We start from the raw sequence: 20,190 nt of genomic DNA on the forward strand, positions 1-20,190 counted from the left end.
CAAAAGAAGGGATATCTATTCTGTAATGGAGTGGGTGTCCCTTCTTTCTTTTTGTTTATAGGACAGAATTTTTGGTATAATCAAATATAAATGGTAGAAAAGCATTGGAAAATTGAAGGAGATGGTATTTACATGAGTACGATTGAGAAATGGACGGCTGTTGATCAATATATGAGTGATGTATTAATACCAAAAGATTCTACATTAGAAGAAGTTCTTCAAGCAAATGCTTCAGCTAATTTGCCGGCACATGATGTATCGCCAACTCAAGGGAAGTTTTTACAACTATTAGTACAAATCCAAGGAGCTCGTAACATTTTAGAAATTGGCACTCTAGGCGGATATAGTACAATATGGCTTGCAAGAGCATTGCCATCTGGAGGGCGAATTGTTACATTAGAAGCAAGTGAAAAGCATGCTGAAATTGCACGGAGCAATATTGAGCGTGCCAATTTGAATGATAGAATTGAAATACGATTAGGATTAGCGTTAGATTCTTTAAAACAAATAGAAAATGAGAAGTATGAACCATTTGATTTTATTTTCATAGATGCGGATAAACAAAATAACCCTGCTTATTTTGAATGGGCACTGAAACTATCACGCCCTGGTACTGTAATTATTGGGGATAACGTAGTACGTGAAGGAGAAGTTATTGACAATACTAGCAGCGATCCTCGTGTACAAGGGATACGTCGTTTCTATGAGATAATAGCTGCTGAGCCACGTGTAAGTGCTACAGCGCTTCAAACTGTCGGAAGTAAAGGATACGATGGATTTGTAATGGCAGTCGTTAAAGAATGATGTAAGGAGATAAGTGGAATGAAAAAGATGTTTGAACAATTATAACGTGTATCGTGTACAACGCAGTTAGCTCGTGGCCCTCCGATATACATAACGCTATATGTTATATTAAAAAATTGGAGGTTGTGAGTAGATGAGAACGGAAAAAGAAATGCTAGACTTAATTATAAATACAGCAAAAGAGGATGAAAGAATTCGAGCTGTCATCATGAATGGGTCACGTGTGAATCCAAATGTGAAAAAAGATTGTTTTCAAGACTATGATATTATTTATGTTGTAAAAGATATACAATCTTTTACGTGTAATCATAGTTGGATTAATAGATTTGGAGAAATAATGATTGTGCAAATGCCGGAAGAAATGTCGTTAGTTCCAGCGGATGAAGACGGGAAATTTCCGTATTTAATGCAGTTTATGGATGGAAACCGGATTGATTTAATGCTAGTTCCAGTGGATTTAATAAATAAATTTATTGGACAGGATAGTTTAAGTAAATTGCTACTTGATAAAGATAATTGTATTGGCGAGTTTGCACCAGCAAACGATAATGATTACACGATAAAAAAGCCTACAGAAAAAGAGTTTTTGGATTGCTGTAATGAATTTTGGTGGTGCAGTACAAATGTAGGAAAAGGATTGTGGCGCGAGGAACTTTCTTATGCGAAAGGGATGCTTGAAGGCCCTGTACGAGATATGTTGGTTGTAATGCTAGAGTGGCATATCGGTATGAAAACAGAGTTTACAGTTAATGCTGGGAAGTTTGGAAAGTATTTCGAACAATATGTTGAAAAAGATGTCTGGGAGCAGTTTAAAAGGACATTTTCAAATGCAGAATATGAAAACATTTGGGATTCATTTTTCGTAATGGGTGATTTATTTAGGAAAGTTGCGAACGAAATTGCTAACACTTATGAATATCAATATCCGCAAGATGCCGATGACAAAGTGTCGAGTTATTTAAAGCATGTAAGAAAATTACCGAAAGATAGTAAAGTAATTTATTAAGTATATAAATCAATAAGACTGTCCTAATTACGGACAGTCTTATTTTTGTTCATGAATAAGAATTTCTCTAACAAAGTGCAGCTGAATCACATATGAAATTTTAGGGAGGTTTTTATCATGTATTATTTTTATTCACCAGAAATGTTCGTTCCATTTCCTTTGGGGCTAGAACGCAATATTTCGTATGCTTATATGCCATATCATTCATTTTATTATGGAGACTATGTAAATGCGATGCCATACGCATTACATGTTCCTCAAAATTATGAAGCCGAAATGAAAGAAGAGGATCGAGGGTCATGGACACCATTTTCGTGGGCCGAAAAATATGCGTATGCATTTTCAGGACCATACAATAAAGCAGAAGTGGCTCTTACATTTGATGATGGACCAGATTTAGTATTTACGCCAAAAATTTTAGATAAGTTAAAACAACATAATGTAAAAGCTACTTTTTTCCTGCTTGGTGAAAATGCAGAAAGGTATCCAAATGTAGTAAAGCGTATCGCTAATGAAGGGCATGTAATTGGTAATCATACGTATAGTCATCCGAATTTAGCGAAAGTAAATGAGGCTGAGTACCATAATCAAATTATAAAAACGGAAGAAATATTAAATCGTTTAGCTGGTTATGCACCGAAGTTTATACGTCCGCCGTACGGTGAAATACTTGAAAATCAATTGAAGTGGGCGACAGAACAAAATTTTATGATTGTACAGTGGAGTGTTGATACGGTTGATTGGAAAGGTGTAAGTGCTGATACAATTACAAATAATGTGTTAGGGAATTCATTTCCAGGTAGTGTTATACTTCAACATTCAACTCCAGGTGGACATTTACAAGGATCAGTAGAGGCGCTAGACAAAATCATTCCACAGTTAAAAACGAAAGGAGCACGTTTTGTAACACTTCCAAGTATGTTCCAGACATCGAAAGAAAGGAAATAAATGCGTTATCAATTGGGAAATACAGGGTTTTATCGTATGATGAAAGTGTAAGTTAGGGGGGGGATATAATTGATGGATGCACTAGTAAACATAGGAATGAGCATATTGATTGGTATTATATTTATACTTGCGGCACTTATTCTTCAAAAAAATCCACCGACGGATATTAACGCAGCATACGGTTATCGTACGAAACGGTCTATGAAAAATAAGGAATTATGGGATGCAGGTAACAAGTATAGTGCAGAAGTGATGAATCAAAATGGATTTATTATGATGTTAATTGGAAGTGTTATTAGTATATTGTTTAGATATCCCCATACAACAGCGGTGATTATGGCTGTCATGCTATTGTTAATTATACGTTTAATCATACGAGTAGAGAAAAGCTTAAAGAAACTTGAGAAATAATGGAAAAAACATGACTCCCGAGTATTATTAGCTGGGAGTCATATTTTATTTACAAACTATTATTTTTTAGCAATTCTTTGCCTTGTTCTACAACAAATTCATAGTATTCAAGATCATACGGATAAATATCTTCAAATGTTATTGTTATCGGTTTACTGTTTAGAGCAGAAATAGTCGTTATAGATGAAATATCCCTTTTTAATAGTTGTAGAAAAGAAGTTGCATGTACTTTCATCACATCGTCTACTTCTTCACCTGGTGCAAATGGAAGTGGCTTTATTACATTGTGAAAATACATATGACAAAACTCACGATCAGTAAGGTTTGAAATTTCATAATTTATTTTATAGATTCCTTTGTATGTTAAATCAGCCGTTTGGAAGGAAAGACCCAATTCTTCCTCAATTTCACGTAGACCGCCAATTTGTACATCTTCATCATGCATAATATGTCCGGCGGATGTAATATCCCATATACCTGGAGCTTCTTTTTTATTTTTAGAGCGTAATTGGAAATATAAGAACATATCCTCAGCATCTTTTTCTACAAACCAGCAATGAAATGTTTCGTGCCAATCACCGTCACGATGCACGTCATCACGTAATTTCTTTCCAAGTGTATTTCTTTCAGGATCAAATATTGTTAACCACTCTGTCATTTAAATTCCCCTTTCTGCAAATTTTATTATACAATATTTGTATTGAATTTTTGGAAAATAAAGAAAAAGGAGTGATTATTAGTGAAGATAGAGAGTAAGAAAATAAAATCAATAATTTCAACTGAGGAAGAATTACGACAAATATTAGGGCAACCAAGTGAGCGAGCTTTGAAAAAAGTTATTTCATCACTAGATCACCATTGCGTAGATTTTCTGTCTAAATCTCCTTTTCTAGTATTATCTACTGCAAATAAATTAGGAGAGTGTGATGCTTCGCCGAGAGGAGACGCACCTGGATTTGTATATGTATTAAATAATAATAAAATTATCATTCCAGAAAGGCCGGGCAATCGTCGTATAGATTCAATTTTAAATATTATTTCAAATCCAAATGTAGGGTTAATCTTTTTTATTCCTGGTCTTGGGGAAACACTCCGAATAAACGGTACAGCATATATTACAAACGATGAAGAAATTTTGAAAGAAATGCAGGCGAATGGACGTAATCCGTTACTTGGAATTGTTGTTGAGATAGAGGAGTGCTATATCCATTGTGCAAAAGCTTTTATACGTTCAAAAATGTGGGATCCAGAATCGTGGTTAAATAAAAAAGAGCTACCTTCAGCAGCGAAGATGTTATTAGAGCATGCGAAAGTGAATGCTTCAGAAGAGGATGTTGCGCGTTCTTTAGAAGAAAGTTATACGAAAAGATTGTATTAAAAATATTTTATAAATATAGTTTTAGGAAGTAGGAGGCTTCTCGTTTTAGAATGAATTATTTATATATGAACTGCTGATTTACAAGTTAGAAATTTAAAATATAGGTAATAAGAGAAGTCTTTGTAAAATGTTATTGTGAAATATAATAAAAAAGTATCTTTAAAATAGTGAGTGAAAATAGGCTTGCTTTTTAAAATTTTCATAACTATAATAAATTAACAAATAGACATGAACGAAAAAGTAACGATAAGGACATGAGATGATTTTTACGGTTTACAGAGAGGGAAGCCAAGGCTGTGAGTTTCCTAACACGAAAAATGATCTTACCACCTTTGAACTTCAATAGTGAACGAGTAATCTAGTAATTATTGACGGTATCAGCCGTTATCTGAGCTTGAGCAATCTAGAAGAAAGTAAGTCTAGGTTGGAACAAGGGTGGAACCACGAAAACACATTCGTCCCTTTCCTAGGGATGAGTGTGTTTTTTTATAGTTTTTAAGATTGAAAATTTAAAATAATTTAAAAATAGTATTGATTTTGTTTTTTATGCGAGTATAATGAGTTAACAAATAAACATGAGCGAAAATGTAACGATAAGGACATGAGAACATTTTTACGGTTTACAGAGAGGGAAGCCAAAGGCTGTGAGCTTCCTAACACGAGAAATGATCTTACCACCTTTGAACTTCAATAGTGAACGAGTAATCTAGTAATTATTGACGGTATCAGCCGTTATCTGAACTTGAGCAATCTAGAAGAAAGTAAGTCTAGGTTGGAACAAGGGTGGAACCACGAAAACACATTCGTCCCTTTCCTAGGGATGAGTGTGTTTTTTTTATCCCGCATTAACGGTCAGTAAGACTCCCATCTCAAAATTTGGCGGATGCGAGGGAGTAAGACGGGAGATCAACTGTCCGTAAAAGCCCGATTGGTTCAGCTAATAATCAGTGAGGAATGGACAAAATCCCCACTGATTAAAGTTTCACTTTATTACTTTGAAAGACCAACTATGAAAAGTCAAGGGTGAAATGCAGAATAAATAATGGAAGTGCTCACTGAAAAAAGTGCACACCAAATAATCCTTGAGAAAAGGTTAAAAAAATCAAGGTATTAACTTGATTTCTAGGCGATAGGTATAGGGACTTTATAAGGTTTATTGTTTTTTAAGATAGCGTAAATAATATGACATAATTTCCTGGCTACTGCACAGATACAAACGTAATAATGCTTTCCTTGCTGTTTTTTCTTTTCATAAAAGGCTTTCAAAATTGGATCGTATCTATAACCAGTAACGGCAGCTTGAAATAATGCTCTACGTAGATGGGAAGAGCCACGTTTTGATATGGACATGCTAGTCGAGTTATATTGGCCCGATTGGGATACAGAGGCATCAATGCCCGCATAAGCGACAAGTTTTGAAGGTTTATCAAATCGTTTGATATCTCCAATTTCACCTAGTATAGTGGCACCTAAAATAGGTCCAATGCCAGGTACTGTAGTGATGGGGGTATCCAATTCAATAAGGAGTTCATCCATTTGTTCTTCACATTGTTTGAGTTGAATCTCAATAAAGTGGATTTGCTCCATTAACATTTTTAGCTGAAATGAGAATGCTTCTTTACCGAAAGTAATACCAAACGAATGAGAGGCAGATTCAATGATTTGATGTGCTTTTTCTTTTCCTAGTCGGTTACGACTTGCTTGTTCGATTATTTGGGTTAAATCGTCTATAGATATTTTCTCATAGTCACTGGGAGAAGCGTACGCCAGTAAAATTTGTGTGGAAGTTTTACCGAAAACATCTGAGAACATTTTTTGATATTCAGGAAATGTTTGATCTAATACGACAAGTGATTTACGTTTTAGATCACCCATACTACTTACGAGAGAATTACGAAAGCGACTGAGTTGTTTGAGGGCAAACATCTTTTCATCTACAAGAGGCGTTTCTAAAAAGTTACCAAACCTAATGACATCAGCAATCATTGTCGCATCAATGGCATCTGTTTTTCTTTTTCTAATCTCGGTTCCTTTCCGCCACGCGTTCGTTTGAATTGGGTTCAGTACAATCACTGAGAACCCATGGTCTAATAAAAAGGAATATAATGCTAACCAGTAATGTCCAGTCGCTTCCATTCCGATTTTAATTTCTGTTGGGGCGTCAATGTGTTGATATATTTTCTTTAATAATGCTTGGCCTCCTTTTCGATGATTATAGACTGGGAATGGTTTTTCCACAGGATTCCCGTTGGAATCCATAATAGATGCATAATGCTTATGTTTGGCAATATCAATACCTAAATACAACATCGTGTACACTCCTATTTTAATAAATGTTAGATAGTGTTTGTGTTCCTCTGAACTAATAAGTGCTACTACCTCGTAAGAGATACGAAGAATGACTAAGAAAGCCATCAACATCCAACTCATTCGTAAATTACTTATTAGAAAGAGGTACCAATCTTTCAACCGAATACAAGATTCAAGGGGGTGACCGGTACCACTCTATCTACAAATATAAGTATCCCATAGTTACTAGATACTCATGGGTTTATAGGTAAATCCCTTTCCTAAAAAACCTAATTTTATCATACGAGGAGGTGCGGTAACATGAAACGATTAGTACGTACGGAAATAACCATCACCTGCATGAAAAAATGGCAGAGCAAGGTGATTGATAGAGATAAAAAATAAAATTTTAGGAGGAGATTAGAAGATGAATAACGTTATTAATGTTGGGGTATTAGGGTTAGGTACTGTCGGAAGTGGGGTTGTCCATATTTTGAAAGAACATTATAAAAAAATTGCACTTGATACAGGGTATGAAGTGAAGGTAAAGACAGTCGTTGTACGTGATTTGGAAAAGGAACGTGATGTTTGCATTGATGGAATCGTAGTAACAAGTAATGTCGATGAAGTTCTAAATGATTCAAATATTGATATTGTAGTAGAGGTAATGGGCGGAATTGAAGAAGCGAAAGAGCATATTGTTAAGGCTTTACAAAGTAAGAAACATGTCGTAACAGCAAATAAAGATTTAATGGCTGTATATGGTGCGGAGCTTCTGCAACTGGCAAATAAAAATGAATGTGACCTATGTTACGAAGCGAGTGTAGCCGGTGGGATTCCAATATTAAGAGGATTATCAGACGGGCTAGCTTCAGATCAAATTGAAAAAATAATGGGAATCGTAAATGGAACAACAAATTATATGTTAACAAAGATGAGTCAAAATGGATGGTCGTATGAAGAGGCTTTACAGGAAGCGCAAAAATTAGGGTTTGCAGAATCAGATCCGACAGCGGATGTAGATGGACTAGACGCTGCGAGAAAGGTAGCAATTCTTGCAAACTTAGGTTTTTCGATGAATGTTTCTTTAGATGATGTTCAAGTTAGAGGTATTCGAAAGGTTGAAAAAGAAGATTTAGAGATGGCCGAAAAATTAGGATTTACAATGAAATTAATTGGTAAAGCTGAAAAACAAGGATCATCCATTCACTTAAGTGTAGAACCGACTTTATTACCACGTCATCATCCGCTATCGAATGTGAATAATGAATTTAATGCGGTGTATGTTCACGGTCAAGCAGTAGGAGAAGTGATGTTTTACGGACCTGGAGCTGGGAAGTTACCAACTGGTTCTGCTGTAGTAAGTGATATTATTTCAATCGTTAAAAATATGAATCAAGTTCCGAAAAATAAAAGTGTGTTAAAAGAACCAGAACCGTACGAATTACAAGGAGATGAAGAAGTAGTTTCGAAATATTTCTTACGTATTTCATTACGAGATGAGCCTGGGATGTTGCAAAAAATAACAGAATGTTTCGTTAGTTATTCTGTAAGTTTAAAAGAGGTTATCCAATTACCTTTGAATCGTGAACTTGCAGAAGTCGTTGTTGTGACACATCACACTTCAAAATATCAATTCGAACGAGTTTTAGGAGCGATAGAAGCTGTCGCAAGTGAAATAAACAGCTACTACATTATTGAGGAGGAAAAACAATATGTATAAAGGACTATTAAAACAGTACGCTTCTTATTTACCGGTGAATGAAAACACACCTGATGTTAGCTTAATGGAAGGGAACACACCTCTTATTCCATTATTAAATATATCAAAACAATTAGGGATTCAGTTATACGGAAAATATGAAGGAGCGAATCCAACAGGTTCTTTTAAAGACCGTGGTATGGTAATGGCAGTTGCAAAGGCGAAAGAAGAAGGTTCAGAGGCTATCATTTGTGCATCTACAGGTAATACATCAGCATCAGCTGCCGCATACGCGGCACGCCTCGGAATGAAATGTATTATCGTAATCCCAGAAGGAAAGATTGCGCATGGGAAATTAGCGCAAGCGGTCGCCTATGGAGCTGAAATCATTTCAATAAAAGGGAATTTTGATGATGCACTTAAAGCTGTAAGACATATTGCTGCAGAAGAGCCGATTACATTAGTAAACTCAGTGAATCCGTACCGAATTGAAGGGCAAAAAACAGCAGCATTTGAAATTTGTGACCAGTTGCAAAGTGCACCAGATGTTCTAGCTATCCCTGTTGGGAATGCAGGGAATATTACAGCATATTGGAAGGGATTCTGTGAATACGAGAAAGAAAAAGGTTATAAGAAACCAAGAATTCACGGCTTTGAAGCGGAAGGAGCGGCGGCAATTGTAAAAGGACATGTAATTGAAGAACCTGAAACAATTGCAACAGCGATTCGCATCGGTAATCCGGCAAGTTGGTCATATGCAGTAGAAGCTGCCGAACAGTCTAATGGTGAAATAGATATGGTATCAGATGAAGAAATTTTAAACGCGTATAGATTGTTAGCAAAAACGGAAGGAGTTTTTGCTGAACCAGGATCAAATGCTTCATTAGCCGGCGTAATTAAACATGTTCAATCTGGAAAAATCAAAAAAGGCGAAACAGTTGTTGCGGTATTAACTGGAAATGGTTTGAAAGATCCTGATATCGCTATCTCTTCTAATAAATTAGACATTGCAAGTGTTTCAAATAATATAGAACAAATTAAAGATCATATAAAAGGGGTGATTATGTCGTGATACCAGTAAGAGTTCGTGTCCCTGCTAGTACAGCAAATGTTGGACCTGGATTTGATTCAGTAGGAATAGCATTGTCATTATATTTAGATGTGCTGGTAAAGGCGGAAGCGGATAAATGGCAAGTAATCCATTCCTTTGAAGATTCAATTCCAACAGACGATAAGAATTTAATTGTTAGCACGGCATGTAAAGTATGTCCTTCTTTATCACCCCATATAATAGAAGTTACTAGTAATATTCCGCTGACAAGAGGGCTAGGAAGTAGCGCATCAGCGATTGTAGCAGGAATAGAGCTTGCGAATCAACTTGGAAATTTACATTTAACAACTGATCAAAAGGTTCAAATTGCTACAAATTTTGAAGGGCATCCAGATAATGTTGCTGCTTCTATTTTAGGTGGAACTGTAATCGGAGCACTTGATGGAAAGAATGTTTCGGTTGTAAGAATTGAAAGTAAGGAATTAGGCGTAATTTCTCTTATTCCAAATGAAGAGCTAAATACAGATGAAAGCCGATCTGTATTACCAGAGATGTTTCCGTTTCATGAAGCAGTTAAAGCTAGTGCGATAAGCAACGTATTAGTAGCTGCGTTATGTCAAAAGAAGTGGGAAGTTGTAGGTGAAATGATGGAACGAGATCATTTCCACGAGCCATATCGTTTAGAACTTGTACCGTTATTACCATCAATTCGTAAATGTGCAAAGGAATTTGGAGCATATGGCACAGCGCTTAGTGGTGCGGGACCATCCATTTTTATTTTAACTCCGTACGAGAAGCGTAAAGAAATAGCTGACCAATTAGCGAGAGTATTTGCAGCTATGAAAGTATGTGAGCTTGAAATTGATCATAAAGGGATTACTGTAAATAAGGAAGAACATATTGGATTATAAAGAAAGCTAGCATCGCTAGCTTTCTTTACGTTATGGAGAATCTATTTTAAAGGGGATTTTTCGGAATGAACATTAATTTTAGAGGTGATTATATGAGTTCAAAAGAGTCACCAGAAGAAAAAAGAGAACGCATGAGACAAGGTGAATTGAAAAATAATCCTACCGGTTCTTTGAATGATGGACTCAACGGGGCGGAATCAGGTAGCCCCGCTGATATGACAGGTGGTATGAATTGGAAAGGTACAGGGATATTAATTTTAGTGCTAGTTTTAGGATATATTATATATAGTTACTTTTTCAGTTAAGGAAAGCTTGATGGAATTTAGATTTGCTTGATCTAATTATTAGTGAGAATAAAAAAACAAGGATTAAAGTCCCACTGTATTACATATTTTCTTTAAACAGATTATAGTTATACGTAAATTTTTTTTGCTCATAATAGAGCTAGCATAATGCTAGCTCTATTATTTTTTTGCCATATTCCTGTAACAAACCTCCTGTATATTCATTGGTGGAGGTGCAGAAGATGAAAAAAATGATAGCGATATGTCTTCTTACAACATTGTCATTTTCGACTTTAGTCGGGTGTGATGTAAAAGGTAATGATGCTTTACAAGAGTCTAAAATAAAGAAAGCGACGTATAAAGATTTTACTTACGATGTAAATCCTGAGACTTTTACGTTAACTGTAGAACATGATGGTGTAAAAGAACAGGCATCACAACCGTTACCAAAAATGAAGGTATCGAATTTGAAAAAAGACAAGGATCATACATCATGGGAATATCCGGATCAAAAAGTAAAAGTAAATTTAGAAAAGAAAAAAGACCACTTAAATATTGAAGTGGAATCGACTGGTGCAGAAAGTTTTACATGGCCAAAAGTGCAAGCTGAAAATTATACACTTCCGTTATGGGAAGGTAAGCAAATTCCGAGTAATGATGAGAATTGGAAGAAGTTTTTAAAGGATGATGAATATTCATTTGCTGAATCATTTTCTATGAAGTTTTTTGCATTAAATGGTTCTAAATATTCGATCGTATATATTGCGAACAATATGTTTAATAATGAATTGAAATTTCATTCAGATCCGAAAATAGGGTTTGATTTTACACATGAATTCCCGAGTATAAATAAAAATAAAACATATGGATTTCAATTATATGTGACAAATAATGATGCAGTAAGTATTGCTAAACTGTATAAGGATAATATTGCTCGAAAAGGTGAATTTAAAACATTACAAGAAAAGGCAAGAAAAAATAAAGAAATCGAAAAACTTTACGGGGCAGCTCATTTTTACTTTTGGAATCAAAATGGTTTATCAGAAAGTAACGTGAATTGGCCGAAGCTAAGAGAGCAAATAAATAGCCCGGTGTTTAGCCATATAAAAGAGCTTATTCAAAAGAATAGTTCAGAGCCTGGGGAATTGAATGTATTTGAGCAGGTGAGTAAACAAGACTTTATCGATAAGTACCAAAAAAATGTTATTTTACGCTATACAAACGAAGTATTATCTATGAAGGAATTGTATAAAGAGGATGTTTTCCCGAAAGTTAATCAGGAAGCTAGTGTGTTATTAAAGAAAGGTGTAGATCACTTATCGAAGACAGAGCTGTATAGCTTAAATAAACATTTATTAAAGTCAGTACTCGGTGATGCAGTTGAAGAAGTAAGTAAATGGGGTAAAGCAGATGGAACGGATATAATAAAGGAAATGAAAAAAGTAGGGATAGACAAAGCGTGGATTGGTCTACCGAACTGGGAACAAGGATTTATGCAGCCTAATTTCGTTACAGAAGCTAAGGAAATGGGATATTTAGTTGGTCCGTATGATTCTTACCATTCTATTCACGAAAAAGGTGATAAAAATTGGAACACAGCTTCCTTTAATGACCCATCGTTATATGAAGAAGCCACTGTAACGAAGAAAAATGGTGAGAAAGTGCAAGGGTTTTTAGGGAGAGGCCGAAAATTAAATCCGACATTATCACTTCCTAGTGTAAAAGAACGAATGAACGATATATTACAAAATGGCCCGAAATATAATTCATGGTTTATTGATTGTGACGCGACGGGCGAAATTTATGATGACTATTCGGCAAAACATTTAACGACACAAGAACAAGATTTACAAGCACGATTAAAACGAATGGATTATATTGCACAAGAAAAAGGTATGGTAGTTGGCTCTGAGGGCGGAAATGATTTTGCAAGTAGTACGATTGCATTTGCTCATGGAATTGAAACACCAGTTATTAAGTGGGACGATGAAGATATGAGAAAAAATAAAACAAGCCCGTATTATGTCGGTGGATATTGGTCACCAAATCAAAATGTTCCAGAAAAATATGCAAAACAAGTACCGTTAAAAGAAGAATATAAGCAAGTATATTTAAATCCAGTATATTCGGTGCCATTATATAAACTAGTATACAATGATTCGGTTATTACAACGCACCACTGGGAATGGGGAAGTTTGAAGGTAAAGGACGAGGTTGGAAATCGTATGTTATATGAGTTATTGTATAATGTTCCTCCGTTGTACCATTTAGATGAAGTAGAGTGGAATAAGCATAAAAAAGAAATTAAAGAGCATCTGAAAGTTTGGAATGATGTTCATGAAAAGGCAGTAAAAGAAGAAATGACGAACTTTGCATATTTGTCAGAAGATAAGTTAGTACAATCTGCTTCTTATGGAAAAGAGATTAAAATTATTGTGAATTTCTCTAATAATGATGTGGAAATAGAAAAAACGAAAATAAAAGCAAAATCAGCTTTAATTTATAATAATGGAAAGCAAATGATATACACACCAAATGAGAAATAATAAAGTGGAATTTTAATCAGTGGGGGATTTATCCCTCACTGATTATTAGTCATCACCAATCAAAATTTCACGGCACAAACTTGACTCTTTTATTCCTGCTAAATTATGAGGTGAAAGTCTTACTACCTGCAAATAACAGAATGATAAATCTGTAAATTCGAACGTTTTGAAGTGTTAAATTTTTGAAGTTGATAAATAGTGACTTGCCAAAAATAAGCACGAGAGTATAATGTGAAATGGAATACATATTGGATTCATGATGTAACCTTACAAAAATGTAAGGTGATTGAAAGGAAATTCAATATGAAGATTACTAGACATACATTATACTAGGAAAAGAGAAAGAGAGGAGAATGAACATGAGCTCTGAATTAGAACAAGATACGAGAAGCAGTAAAAAACGTTCTAAAAGAAAATCAATAAAATGGTTCATTTTAATTCCATTTTTCCTACTTATTTTTGGAGGAGTAGGATATGGATCGTTTATATATAACAAAGCAAAAGCTGTTGTAAGTGATGCATATGCAAAAATTGATAAGTCATCAAAAAGGGACAAAGAAGTGGAACCTTTAAAGGATAACATCTCGATTTTAATCATGGGTGTCGATGGAAGCGAAATGAGAAAAAGCCAATATGGTGAAGCGGTTCGAACAGATGCACTTTTATTAGCGACAATTAATAAAGATGATAAGTCAGTTAAATTAGTAAGTATTCCGCGTGATTCACGCGTTTATATTCCATCTAGAAAAAAATTAGATAAAATTACACACGCACACGTATTTGGTGGTGTTGAAAGTACACGAGATACAGTGGAAAGATTTTTAAATGTACCAGTTGATTATTATGTGAAGTTTAACTTTGAGTCATTTGTACAAATTGTAGATTCAATTGGTGGTATTGATATTGATGTACCTGTTACTTTCACTGAACAAGATAGTAAAGACCAAGCAGGTATGATTCATTTAGAAAAAGGTTACCAACATTTAAATGGTGAACAAGCACTTGCACTTGCGAGAACGCGTAAAATTGACAGTGATACAATGCGTGGTCAAAGACAACAACTTGTAATTGAAGCAATTGCGAAAAAAGCAATGTCTGTTCAATCTATTAGTAAAATGGGCTCTTTACTTGATGCAGTTGATAAAAATATGAAAACAAACTTAACGTTTGATGATATGCTTGCTATTACGAAAAATATGGCAGGCTCTGATTTGCAAATGGAAAAGATGCAAATAGAAGGAACAGATAAACGTATTGGTGGTATTTATTATTACATTCCAAATGAAAAGAATGTAAAAGATATTTCGAATAAGTTAAATGCGCATTTAGGTGTTACACCAAAACCAAATCGAAATGAATAAGTATAAAAAAAGGTTGGCCTCAGCCAATCTTTTTTTATGGAAATGGACTGCTTCATTTATTTTTAGTAGAAGGGCTACTAGTTTTTTCACGTCTACAGTTAAATCATTTTAATTTATATAAACAAAAGGTGCAATTGTACGATATACTAGAGGAAAGAATTTGGTAATTAACTCCTAAAATAGAGGAAATAAATTCATCTCATTGCAAGTTGAAAGCGAATTGATGGAAGATCAAACAGGTTAAAACAAATCTTCTTGAAAGTTGTACATAGTGCAATCAAGAATTGGTATGAAAAGAATAAAGAGCTTGTTGAGGCAGGAACAACAATTTTGATAAAACTCCCATTATAATTCATATTTTAGATTGTTTATATAGTGTAATAAAATAAATAGATGTATAATTATATTGGGTGATTTATATATAAGATTAATAGGGAGAGGAATTCGATAGAATGGAAAAGGCTTTTAAAATTAAACGAGTTGCAGTTGTTTCAGTAGCGATTGCAATAGTAGCTATTGGGTATTTCATGTTTCAATCTATTACTTCACCAGCAAAAGCTGTTGCGAAGCAAGAAAATATAGTGCAGCTTGCAAGTGAACAACAGAAAGTTGAAATGAATAAAACGGCGCCAAGTCGTTTTAACGGAATGGAAAGAAAAGTTGCTTATCTTACATTTGATGATGGGCCAGGAAAATATACGGCTGAATTATTAAATATGTTAAAACAGCATGATGCGAAGGCGACATTCTTTTTAATTGGTGCGAATGTAAAACAGTTTCCTGATTTAGTAAAACGTGAAAATGCAGAAGGACATTATGTTGGAATGCATAGTATGACACACAATTTTGCGAAGTTATATAAAAATGGCGAATATGTTAATGAAATGAAAGAAGATCAAAGCTTAATCGCAAATATTATTGGAAAATCACCTCAATTAACACGTCCACCATACGGGTCGAAGCCTGGTTTAAATGAAGACCTTCGAAACAAAGTAGTAGAGGGTGGTCTTAAAGTGTGGGACTGGACAATTGACTCTTTAGACTGGAAATACAATAAAGTACCAGTGGATGCAGCGGCAGCGCAAATCGCTCAAAATGTATTAGCTGGTGCAACAAAACCGCAAGAAGTCATTTTAATGCATGACATTCACCCGCAATCAGTTGCTGCTGTGCCAGCAATTTTAAAGGGTCTAAAAGAAAAAGGTTATGAGTTTGAAGCATATCATGAAGAGAATCACTTCCCCGTGAACCTCTGGCATGATAACCGTATGTAATGGAGGAATTGAAGTTGAAATATGGAAAAGTAGCAGTAGTTGGAGCATTATCAGTAGGATTATTATCAGGTTGTTTCGGTGAAAAGCCAGAAGAAAATTTATTTACGGCTTTTGAAGCAGCATCTACACAAGAAAAATCTTTAGCAGATGACACAAAAAAATTAGAGAAGTTAGAAAAGCAAGGACAAGAACTTTATTCTCAAATTTTACAAGAAGGTAAAGAGCATAATGAAGCAGTTTCAAAGAAAATAGAGCAAGCTACTGCAAATGTAGACGAGCGTGAAAAAGTATTGAAAAACGAGAAGGAACAGTTAGAAAAAGCGCAGAAAGAAACGACACCCGTTCAAAAAAATATTGAAAAACTCGAAGATAAAAAATTACAAAAACAAGCAAAAACAGTAGAAGAATCGTATAAAAATCGTTATGATGCCTTCCAAAAGATGAATGAGAATTACACGAAGGCGTTAGCGACTGAAAAAGAACTGTATGAAAAATTAAAAGTAAAAGAAACGAAGTTAAAAGAAATTGGTGAAAAAGTTAAAACTGTTAATGAGTTAAATGTGGAAGCGCAAAAGGCAAAAGAACAATTTAATAAACATACAAAAGAGTATAATGATAATAAGTTAGCATTTTATAAAGATGCACAAATTAAAATTAAAGAACAAAAATAAAGAAGTATCTTAATCCCGATAAAAAATCTATAGAAAAAGCCGAAAAAACATTATAATAAAAAATGTTTTTTCGGCTTTTGTCGTTAAATGAATAGAAAAGACTGGAATTGATATCATAAAAGAGTTATAGTAAAATATTCGAAGGGAAACATTGTAAAGTAAGGAGAAGAATTTATGTCATATGAATTTTTATTCAAATTAGGTTTAGCACTCTTTTTAGGATTATTCATCGGAATAGATAGGCAGCTAAAGAATAAACCGCTTGGTGTGAAAACAAGTATGGTTATTTCCGTAGCGAGTTGTTTAATTACAATGGTTTCAATTGAATCAGTGAATGTTTATTCTGTACCGGGTCATACAAACATGGACCCAATGCGTCTCGCTGCTCAAATTGTTAGTGGGATCGGTTTTCTTGGAGCAGGGGTAATTTTACGAAGAAATAATGACGTTATTTCAGGATTAACGACAGCTTCTATGGTATGGGCCGCTTCAGCACTAGGTATTGCGATTGGTGCAGGGTTTTATATACAAGCGACGGTTGCTATGATTTTAATTATATTAGCGATTAACGTACTTCCGCAAATTGTGAAAATTGCAGGCCCTTATTCATTAAGACAAAAGGACTTATCTATAAAAATTACCGTAAACAAACATCGAGAGTTAGACGGGATTTTTAAGCAAATTAAAAATTTAAATATGCAAGTGAAACGAGTGAAAATTAAAGATATTGATAATGGGGCATCTCAGCAATTGGAAATGGTCATTTTAGCTCCAGAAGATTTATATACAACTGAATTATATAGTTCTTTAAAAGAAATCGATCATGTTGTTTCAGTAGAAGTTGAAAGTAGATAAAAAGAGTGATGAAAATTCACTCTTTTTTTAATGCATACAAAACATTTTGCTATAATTATTTTCTAAGGGGGATGAGTATGGTGGAGATACATATTAGAAAGGCAATGAAATCTGATATTGCGGCAATAGCGAAAGTGCATGTGGATAGTTGGAAAACAACGTATACTGGGATATTCGCTAACGAAATTTTAGAAAATTTAACATTTGAACAAAGAAAAAAGCAATGGGAAAACATTTTTCAAAAAGAAGACAATCTACAATATAGATTTGTAGCAGAGACGTTAACTGGGGAAATTATCGGATTTATCGATGGGGGAGTTGAAAGAACAGGTACATATAATTGTGATGGGGAATTATATGCAATATACATTTTACAAAAATATCAAGGAATGAAGATAGGACAAAGATTATTTCAAGCATTGCTATCGGAATGTAAAAAAGATAATATGCAATCTCTGTTAGTTTGGGTTGTTGCTAATAATCCTTCTAAAAAGTTTTATGAAAAATATAATCCGGAAAAAATTGACACGAAACTTTTAGAAAGACTAAATGTAGAAGAAATAGCATATGCTTGGCGAGATATGGATTGTTTATACAAATCACTATCAAATTAGAATACGATAATATTATTATGTAAACTTAATCTGCGAGAATGAAAAAATACATCAATTATTATATTGGTGTATTTTTTTGTTGCCGGATTAAATGTTTTGAAAAGGTGAAAAGTTTAGCTAGATAAAAAAATTCTGAAATATTTCTTGAAATGATTATCATTATCAATTAGAATCATAGTTGATAATAAAATTCAACTGTCAGAAGTTTTACAAAAAAATGATAGTGTTCGTCTAAAAGAGGAGGAGCAGTATGCAGCATGCGAAACAAATCGCGGAACATGCAACAATACAAAGCTTTTTAAACTGTTATTTAAGAGAAACAGGGAGTGGAGAATGGATTACAGAGGATGAAAGAATAGAAAGTATCTTCAGTAATACGTTGAATAGAAATATAGTCCCCACATATTTATGTTGTCGGCTATCGGCACAGAAGGTTACTTTGTATGGAGAAGTTATATATAAATCATCAACAGATCGCCATTTGTTTGGAGAACAGTTTTATTATCAAATCGGAGAAACTAAAACTGTTATAAAAGCAGATTACGTTACAGTTATTACATTTTTAATAAAAGAGATGTCTATCAACTATGGAGAAGGAACTAACCCTGCTGAACTTATGCTTCGAGTTATTCGTAGTTGTCAAAATATTGAGGAATTTACAAAAAAAAGAGCAGAAGATACATCTGCATTATATGGTTTCCATACAACTTTTATTGAGGCGGAGCAATCTTTATTATTTGGACATTTAACTCATCCTACACCAAAGAGTAGACAAGGTATATTGGATTGGAAAAGTTCCATGTATTCTCCTGAATTAAAAGGGGAGTGCCAACTTCACTATTTTCGGGCACATAAAAGTATAGTAAGTGAAAAGTCATTGTTACAAGATTCTACAACGGCGATGATAAAAAAGGAATTAAAGAACGATGAAAAGGTAGGTCAAGAATTTATTGAAGAGTACTGTCAAGAAGATGAATATTCATTAATTCCAATCCATCCGCTACAAGCAGAATGGCTATTACATCAACCTTATGTACAAGAGTGGATAAATCAAGGAGTACTTGAGTATATGGGTCCCGTAGGTAAGTATTATATGGCAACATCATCACTTAGGACGCTATATCATCCTCATTCGAAATATATGCTTAAGTTTTCATTTCCGGTGAAAGTAACAAATTCAATGCGCATTAATAAGTTGAAGGAACTTGAGAGTGGCCTTGAAGGGAAGGAAATGTTAAATACGTCGATTGGTGAAGTACTAGAAAAGTATCCAGGTTTTGATTTTATTTGTGATCCAGCCTTTATTACCTTAAATTATGGAGCAAAAGAGTCTGGATTTGAAGTGATTATTCGAGAGAATCCTTTTTATAGTGAACATGCAAATGACGTTACTTTAATTGCAGGACTAGTTCAAGATGCTATACCGGGAGAACGTACTCGTTTATCGAATATTATTCATCACTTAGCGGATTTAGAAGGTAGAAGCTGTGAAGAAGTAAGTTTAGAGTGGTTTAGACGATATATGAATATCTCTTTAAAGCCGATGGTATGGATGTATTTACGTTATGGCGTTGCATTAGAAGCGCATCAACAAAATAGTGTTGTTCAATTGAAAGATGGTTATCCAGTTAAGTTTTACTTCCGTGATAATCAAGGTTTTTATTTCTGCAATTCAATGAAGTCAGTGCTAGATAATGAACTAGCGGGTATTGGCGAACGTACTGGGAATTTATATGACGATTACATTGTAGATGAAAGATTTCGTTACTATTTAATTTTTAATCATATGTTTGGACTAATTAACGGTTTTGGTACAGCAGGATTAATAAAGGAGGAAATTCTTCTTTCGGAATTAAGGTCTGTACTTGAAGCGTTCCGTCCATATAACCGCGAACCTTCTACATTTTTAAGTGAATTGTTGGAAGAAAATAAATTGGCATGTAAAGCAAATTTGCTAACGAGATTTTTCGATGTTGATGAACTGACAAATCCTTTAGAGCAAGCAATTTATGTACAAGTAGATAATCCACTCGTTAGAGAAGTGGCTGTTCGTTCATAAGTAGTGCTAAAATTTCACGTAATACA

At 34.4% G+C, this 20,190-nt stretch carries 18 protein-coding genes, 1 pseudogene and 2 other annotated features; of the genes and pseudogenes, 17 read left to right on the top strand and 2 right to left on the bottom strand.

The annotated features are described in order from the left end of the window. The first annotated feature begins 132 nt into the window (after positions 1 to 132). The 4 genes from I6L50_RS16115 to I6L50_RS16130 all read left to right on the top strand — a co-directional run bounded on the left by I6L50_RS16115 (position 133) and on the right by I6L50_RS16130 (position 3,169). Positions 133 to 804 carry an O-methyltransferase gene (locus I6L50_RS16115; RefSeq protein ID WP_219302037.1) on the top strand — a complete coding sequence of 224 codons (672 nt, stop codon included), beginning with the start codon at positions 133 to 135 and terminating at the stop codon, positions 802 to 804. A 133-nt stretch (positions 805 to 937) separates the two neighbouring features. Next, positions 938 to 1,810, top strand: coding sequence for an aminoglycoside 6-adenylyltransferase (locus I6L50_RS16120; RefSeq protein WP_219302038.1), 873 nt, complete (start codon positions 938 to 940; stop codon positions 1,808 to 1,810). 117 nt (positions 1,811 to 1,927) lie between these two features. Next, on the top strand, positions 1,928 to 2,758 hold the full coding sequence (locus tag I6L50_RS16125) for a peptidoglycan-N-acetylglucosamine deacetylase (RefSeq protein WP_016094238.1): 831 nt from the start codon (positions 1,928 to 1,930) through the stop codon (positions 2,756 to 2,758). 72 nt (positions 2,759 to 2,830) lie between these two features. Continuing rightward, the gene (locus tag I6L50_RS16130) at positions 2,831 to 3,169 is read left to right on the top strand and encodes an SdpI family protein (protein ID WP_219302039.1); all 339 of its coding nucleotides are present in this window, start codon (positions 2,831 to 2,833) and stop codon (positions 3,167 to 3,169) included. A 49-nt stretch (positions 3,170 to 3,218) separates the two neighbouring features. Here the strand turns inward: I6L50_RS16130 and I6L50_RS16135 are convergent, their stop codons facing one another. Continuing rightward, positions 3,219 to 3,827 carry an NUDIX hydrolase gene (locus tag I6L50_RS16135; protein WP_219302040.1) on the bottom strand — a complete coding sequence of 203 codons (609 nt, stop codon included), beginning with the start codon at positions 3,825 to 3,827 and terminating at the stop codon, positions 3,219 to 3,221. An 81-nt stretch (positions 3,828 to 3,908) separates the two neighbouring features. On the opposite strand from I6L50_RS16135, the gene I6L50_RS16140 reads away from it, so the two are divergent. Beyond that, entirely contained in the window at positions 3,909 to 4,547 is a 639-nt protein-coding gene (locus tag I6L50_RS16140; RefSeq protein WP_219302041.1) for a pyridoxamine 5'-phosphate oxidase family protein, read from the top strand. 234 nt (positions 4,548 to 4,781) lie between these two features. Beyond that, positions 4,782 to 5,013 (top strand) — a binding site (T-box leader). Between the two features lie 115 nt (positions 5,014 to 5,128). Next, positions 5,129 to 5,361, top strand: a binding site (T-box leader). Between the two features lie 308 nt (positions 5,362 to 5,669). Here the strand turns inward: I6L50_RS16140 and I6L50_RS16145 are convergent. Further along, complete coding sequence (locus I6L50_RS16145; RefSeq protein WP_219302042.1) at positions 5,670 to 6,857, bottom strand: IS110 family RNA-guided transposase; 1,188 nt, start codon at positions 6,855 to 6,857, stop codon at positions 5,670 to 5,672. Between the two features lie 406 nt (positions 6,858 to 7,263). On the opposite strand from I6L50_RS16145, the gene I6L50_RS16150 reads away from it, so the two are divergent. The 12 genes and pseudogenes from I6L50_RS16150 to I6L50_RS16200 all read left to right on the top strand — a co-directional run bounded on the left by I6L50_RS16150 (position 7,264) and on the right by I6L50_RS16200 (position 20,164). Further along, positions 7,264 to 8,559 (top strand): homoserine dehydrogenase, encoded by a 1,296-nt coding sequence (locus I6L50_RS16150; RefSeq protein ID WP_219302043.1) that lies wholly within the window; start codon positions 7,264 to 7,266, stop codon positions 8,557 to 8,559. Then, a complete protein-coding gene (gene thrC / locus I6L50_RS16155; RefSeq protein WP_219302044.1) occupies positions 8,552 to 9,610 on the top strand; it encodes a threonine synthase in 1,059 nt (352 codons plus the stop codon). Before I6L50_RS16150 ends, thrC begins: the two co-directional genes overlap by 8 nt. Then, positions 9,607 to 10,500 carry a homoserine kinase gene (thrB, locus tag I6L50_RS16160; RefSeq protein WP_219302045.1) on the top strand — a complete coding sequence of 298 codons (894 nt, stop codon included), beginning with the start codon at positions 9,607 to 9,609 and terminating at the stop codon, positions 10,498 to 10,500. Before thrC ends, thrB begins: the two co-directional genes overlap by 4 nt. 92 nt (positions 10,501 to 10,592) lie before the next feature. Then, positions 10,593 to 10,805 (top strand): DUF6366 family protein, encoded by a 213-nt coding sequence (locus I6L50_RS16165; RefSeq protein WP_219303710.1) that lies wholly within the window; start codon positions 10,593 to 10,595, stop codon positions 10,803 to 10,805. Between the two features lie 221 nt (positions 10,806 to 11,026). Then, positions 11,027 to 13,330, top strand: a complete 2,304-nt coding sequence (locus I6L50_RS16170) for a glycoside hydrolase (protein ID WP_219302046.1) — start codon at positions 11,027 to 11,029, stop codon at positions 13,328 to 13,330. A 359-nt stretch (positions 13,331 to 13,689) separates the two neighbouring features. Next, positions 13,690 to 14,691 (top strand): LCP family protein, encoded by a 1,002-nt coding sequence (locus tag I6L50_RS16175; protein ID WP_113938245.1) that lies wholly within the window; start codon positions 13,690 to 13,692, stop codon positions 14,689 to 14,691. 62 nt (positions 14,692 to 14,753) lie between these two features. After that, positions 14,754 to 15,009 (top strand): annotated as a pseudogene (locus I6L50_RS34875) (sensor histidine kinase); the annotation flags it as partial. A 134-nt stretch (positions 15,010 to 15,143) separates the two neighbouring features. After that, entirely contained in the window at positions 15,144 to 15,965 is an 822-nt protein-coding gene (locus I6L50_RS16180; RefSeq protein ID WP_088039235.1) for a peptidoglycan-N-acetylglucosamine deacetylase, read from the top strand. A gap of 14 nt (positions 15,966 to 15,979) precedes the next feature. Next, positions 15,980 to 16,636: a YkyA family protein gene (locus I6L50_RS16185; protein ID WP_002135778.1), complete on the top strand. Its 657-nt coding sequence runs from the start codon at positions 15,980 to 15,982 to the stop codon at positions 16,634 to 16,636. Positions 16,637 to 16,810: 174 nt separating this feature from the next. Then, positions 16,811 to 17,491, top strand: a complete 681-nt coding sequence (locus I6L50_RS16190; RefSeq protein WP_002012374.1) for an MgtC/SapB family protein — start codon at positions 16,811 to 16,813, stop codon at positions 17,489 to 17,491. A gap of 77 nt (positions 17,492 to 17,568) precedes the next feature. Further along, positions 17,569 to 18,105 (top strand): GNAT family N-acetyltransferase, encoded by a 537-nt coding sequence (locus I6L50_RS16195; RefSeq protein ID WP_113938248.1) that lies wholly within the window; start codon positions 17,569 to 17,571, stop codon positions 18,103 to 18,105. A 250-nt stretch (positions 18,106 to 18,355) separates the two neighbouring features. Continuing rightward, the gene (locus I6L50_RS16200) at positions 18,356 to 20,164 is read left to right on the top strand and encodes an IucA/IucC family protein (protein ID WP_219302047.1); all 1,809 of its coding nucleotides are present in this window, start codon (positions 18,356 to 18,358) and stop codon (positions 20,162 to 20,164) included. The last annotated feature ends 26 nt before the right edge of the window (positions 20,165 to 20,190 follow it).

Origin of the sequence: Bacillus sp. FDAARGOS_1420, assembly GCF_019344915.1 — a bacterium.
GTDB lineage: Bacteria > Bacillota > Bacilli > Bacillales > Bacillaceae_G > Bacillus_A > Bacillus_A mycoides.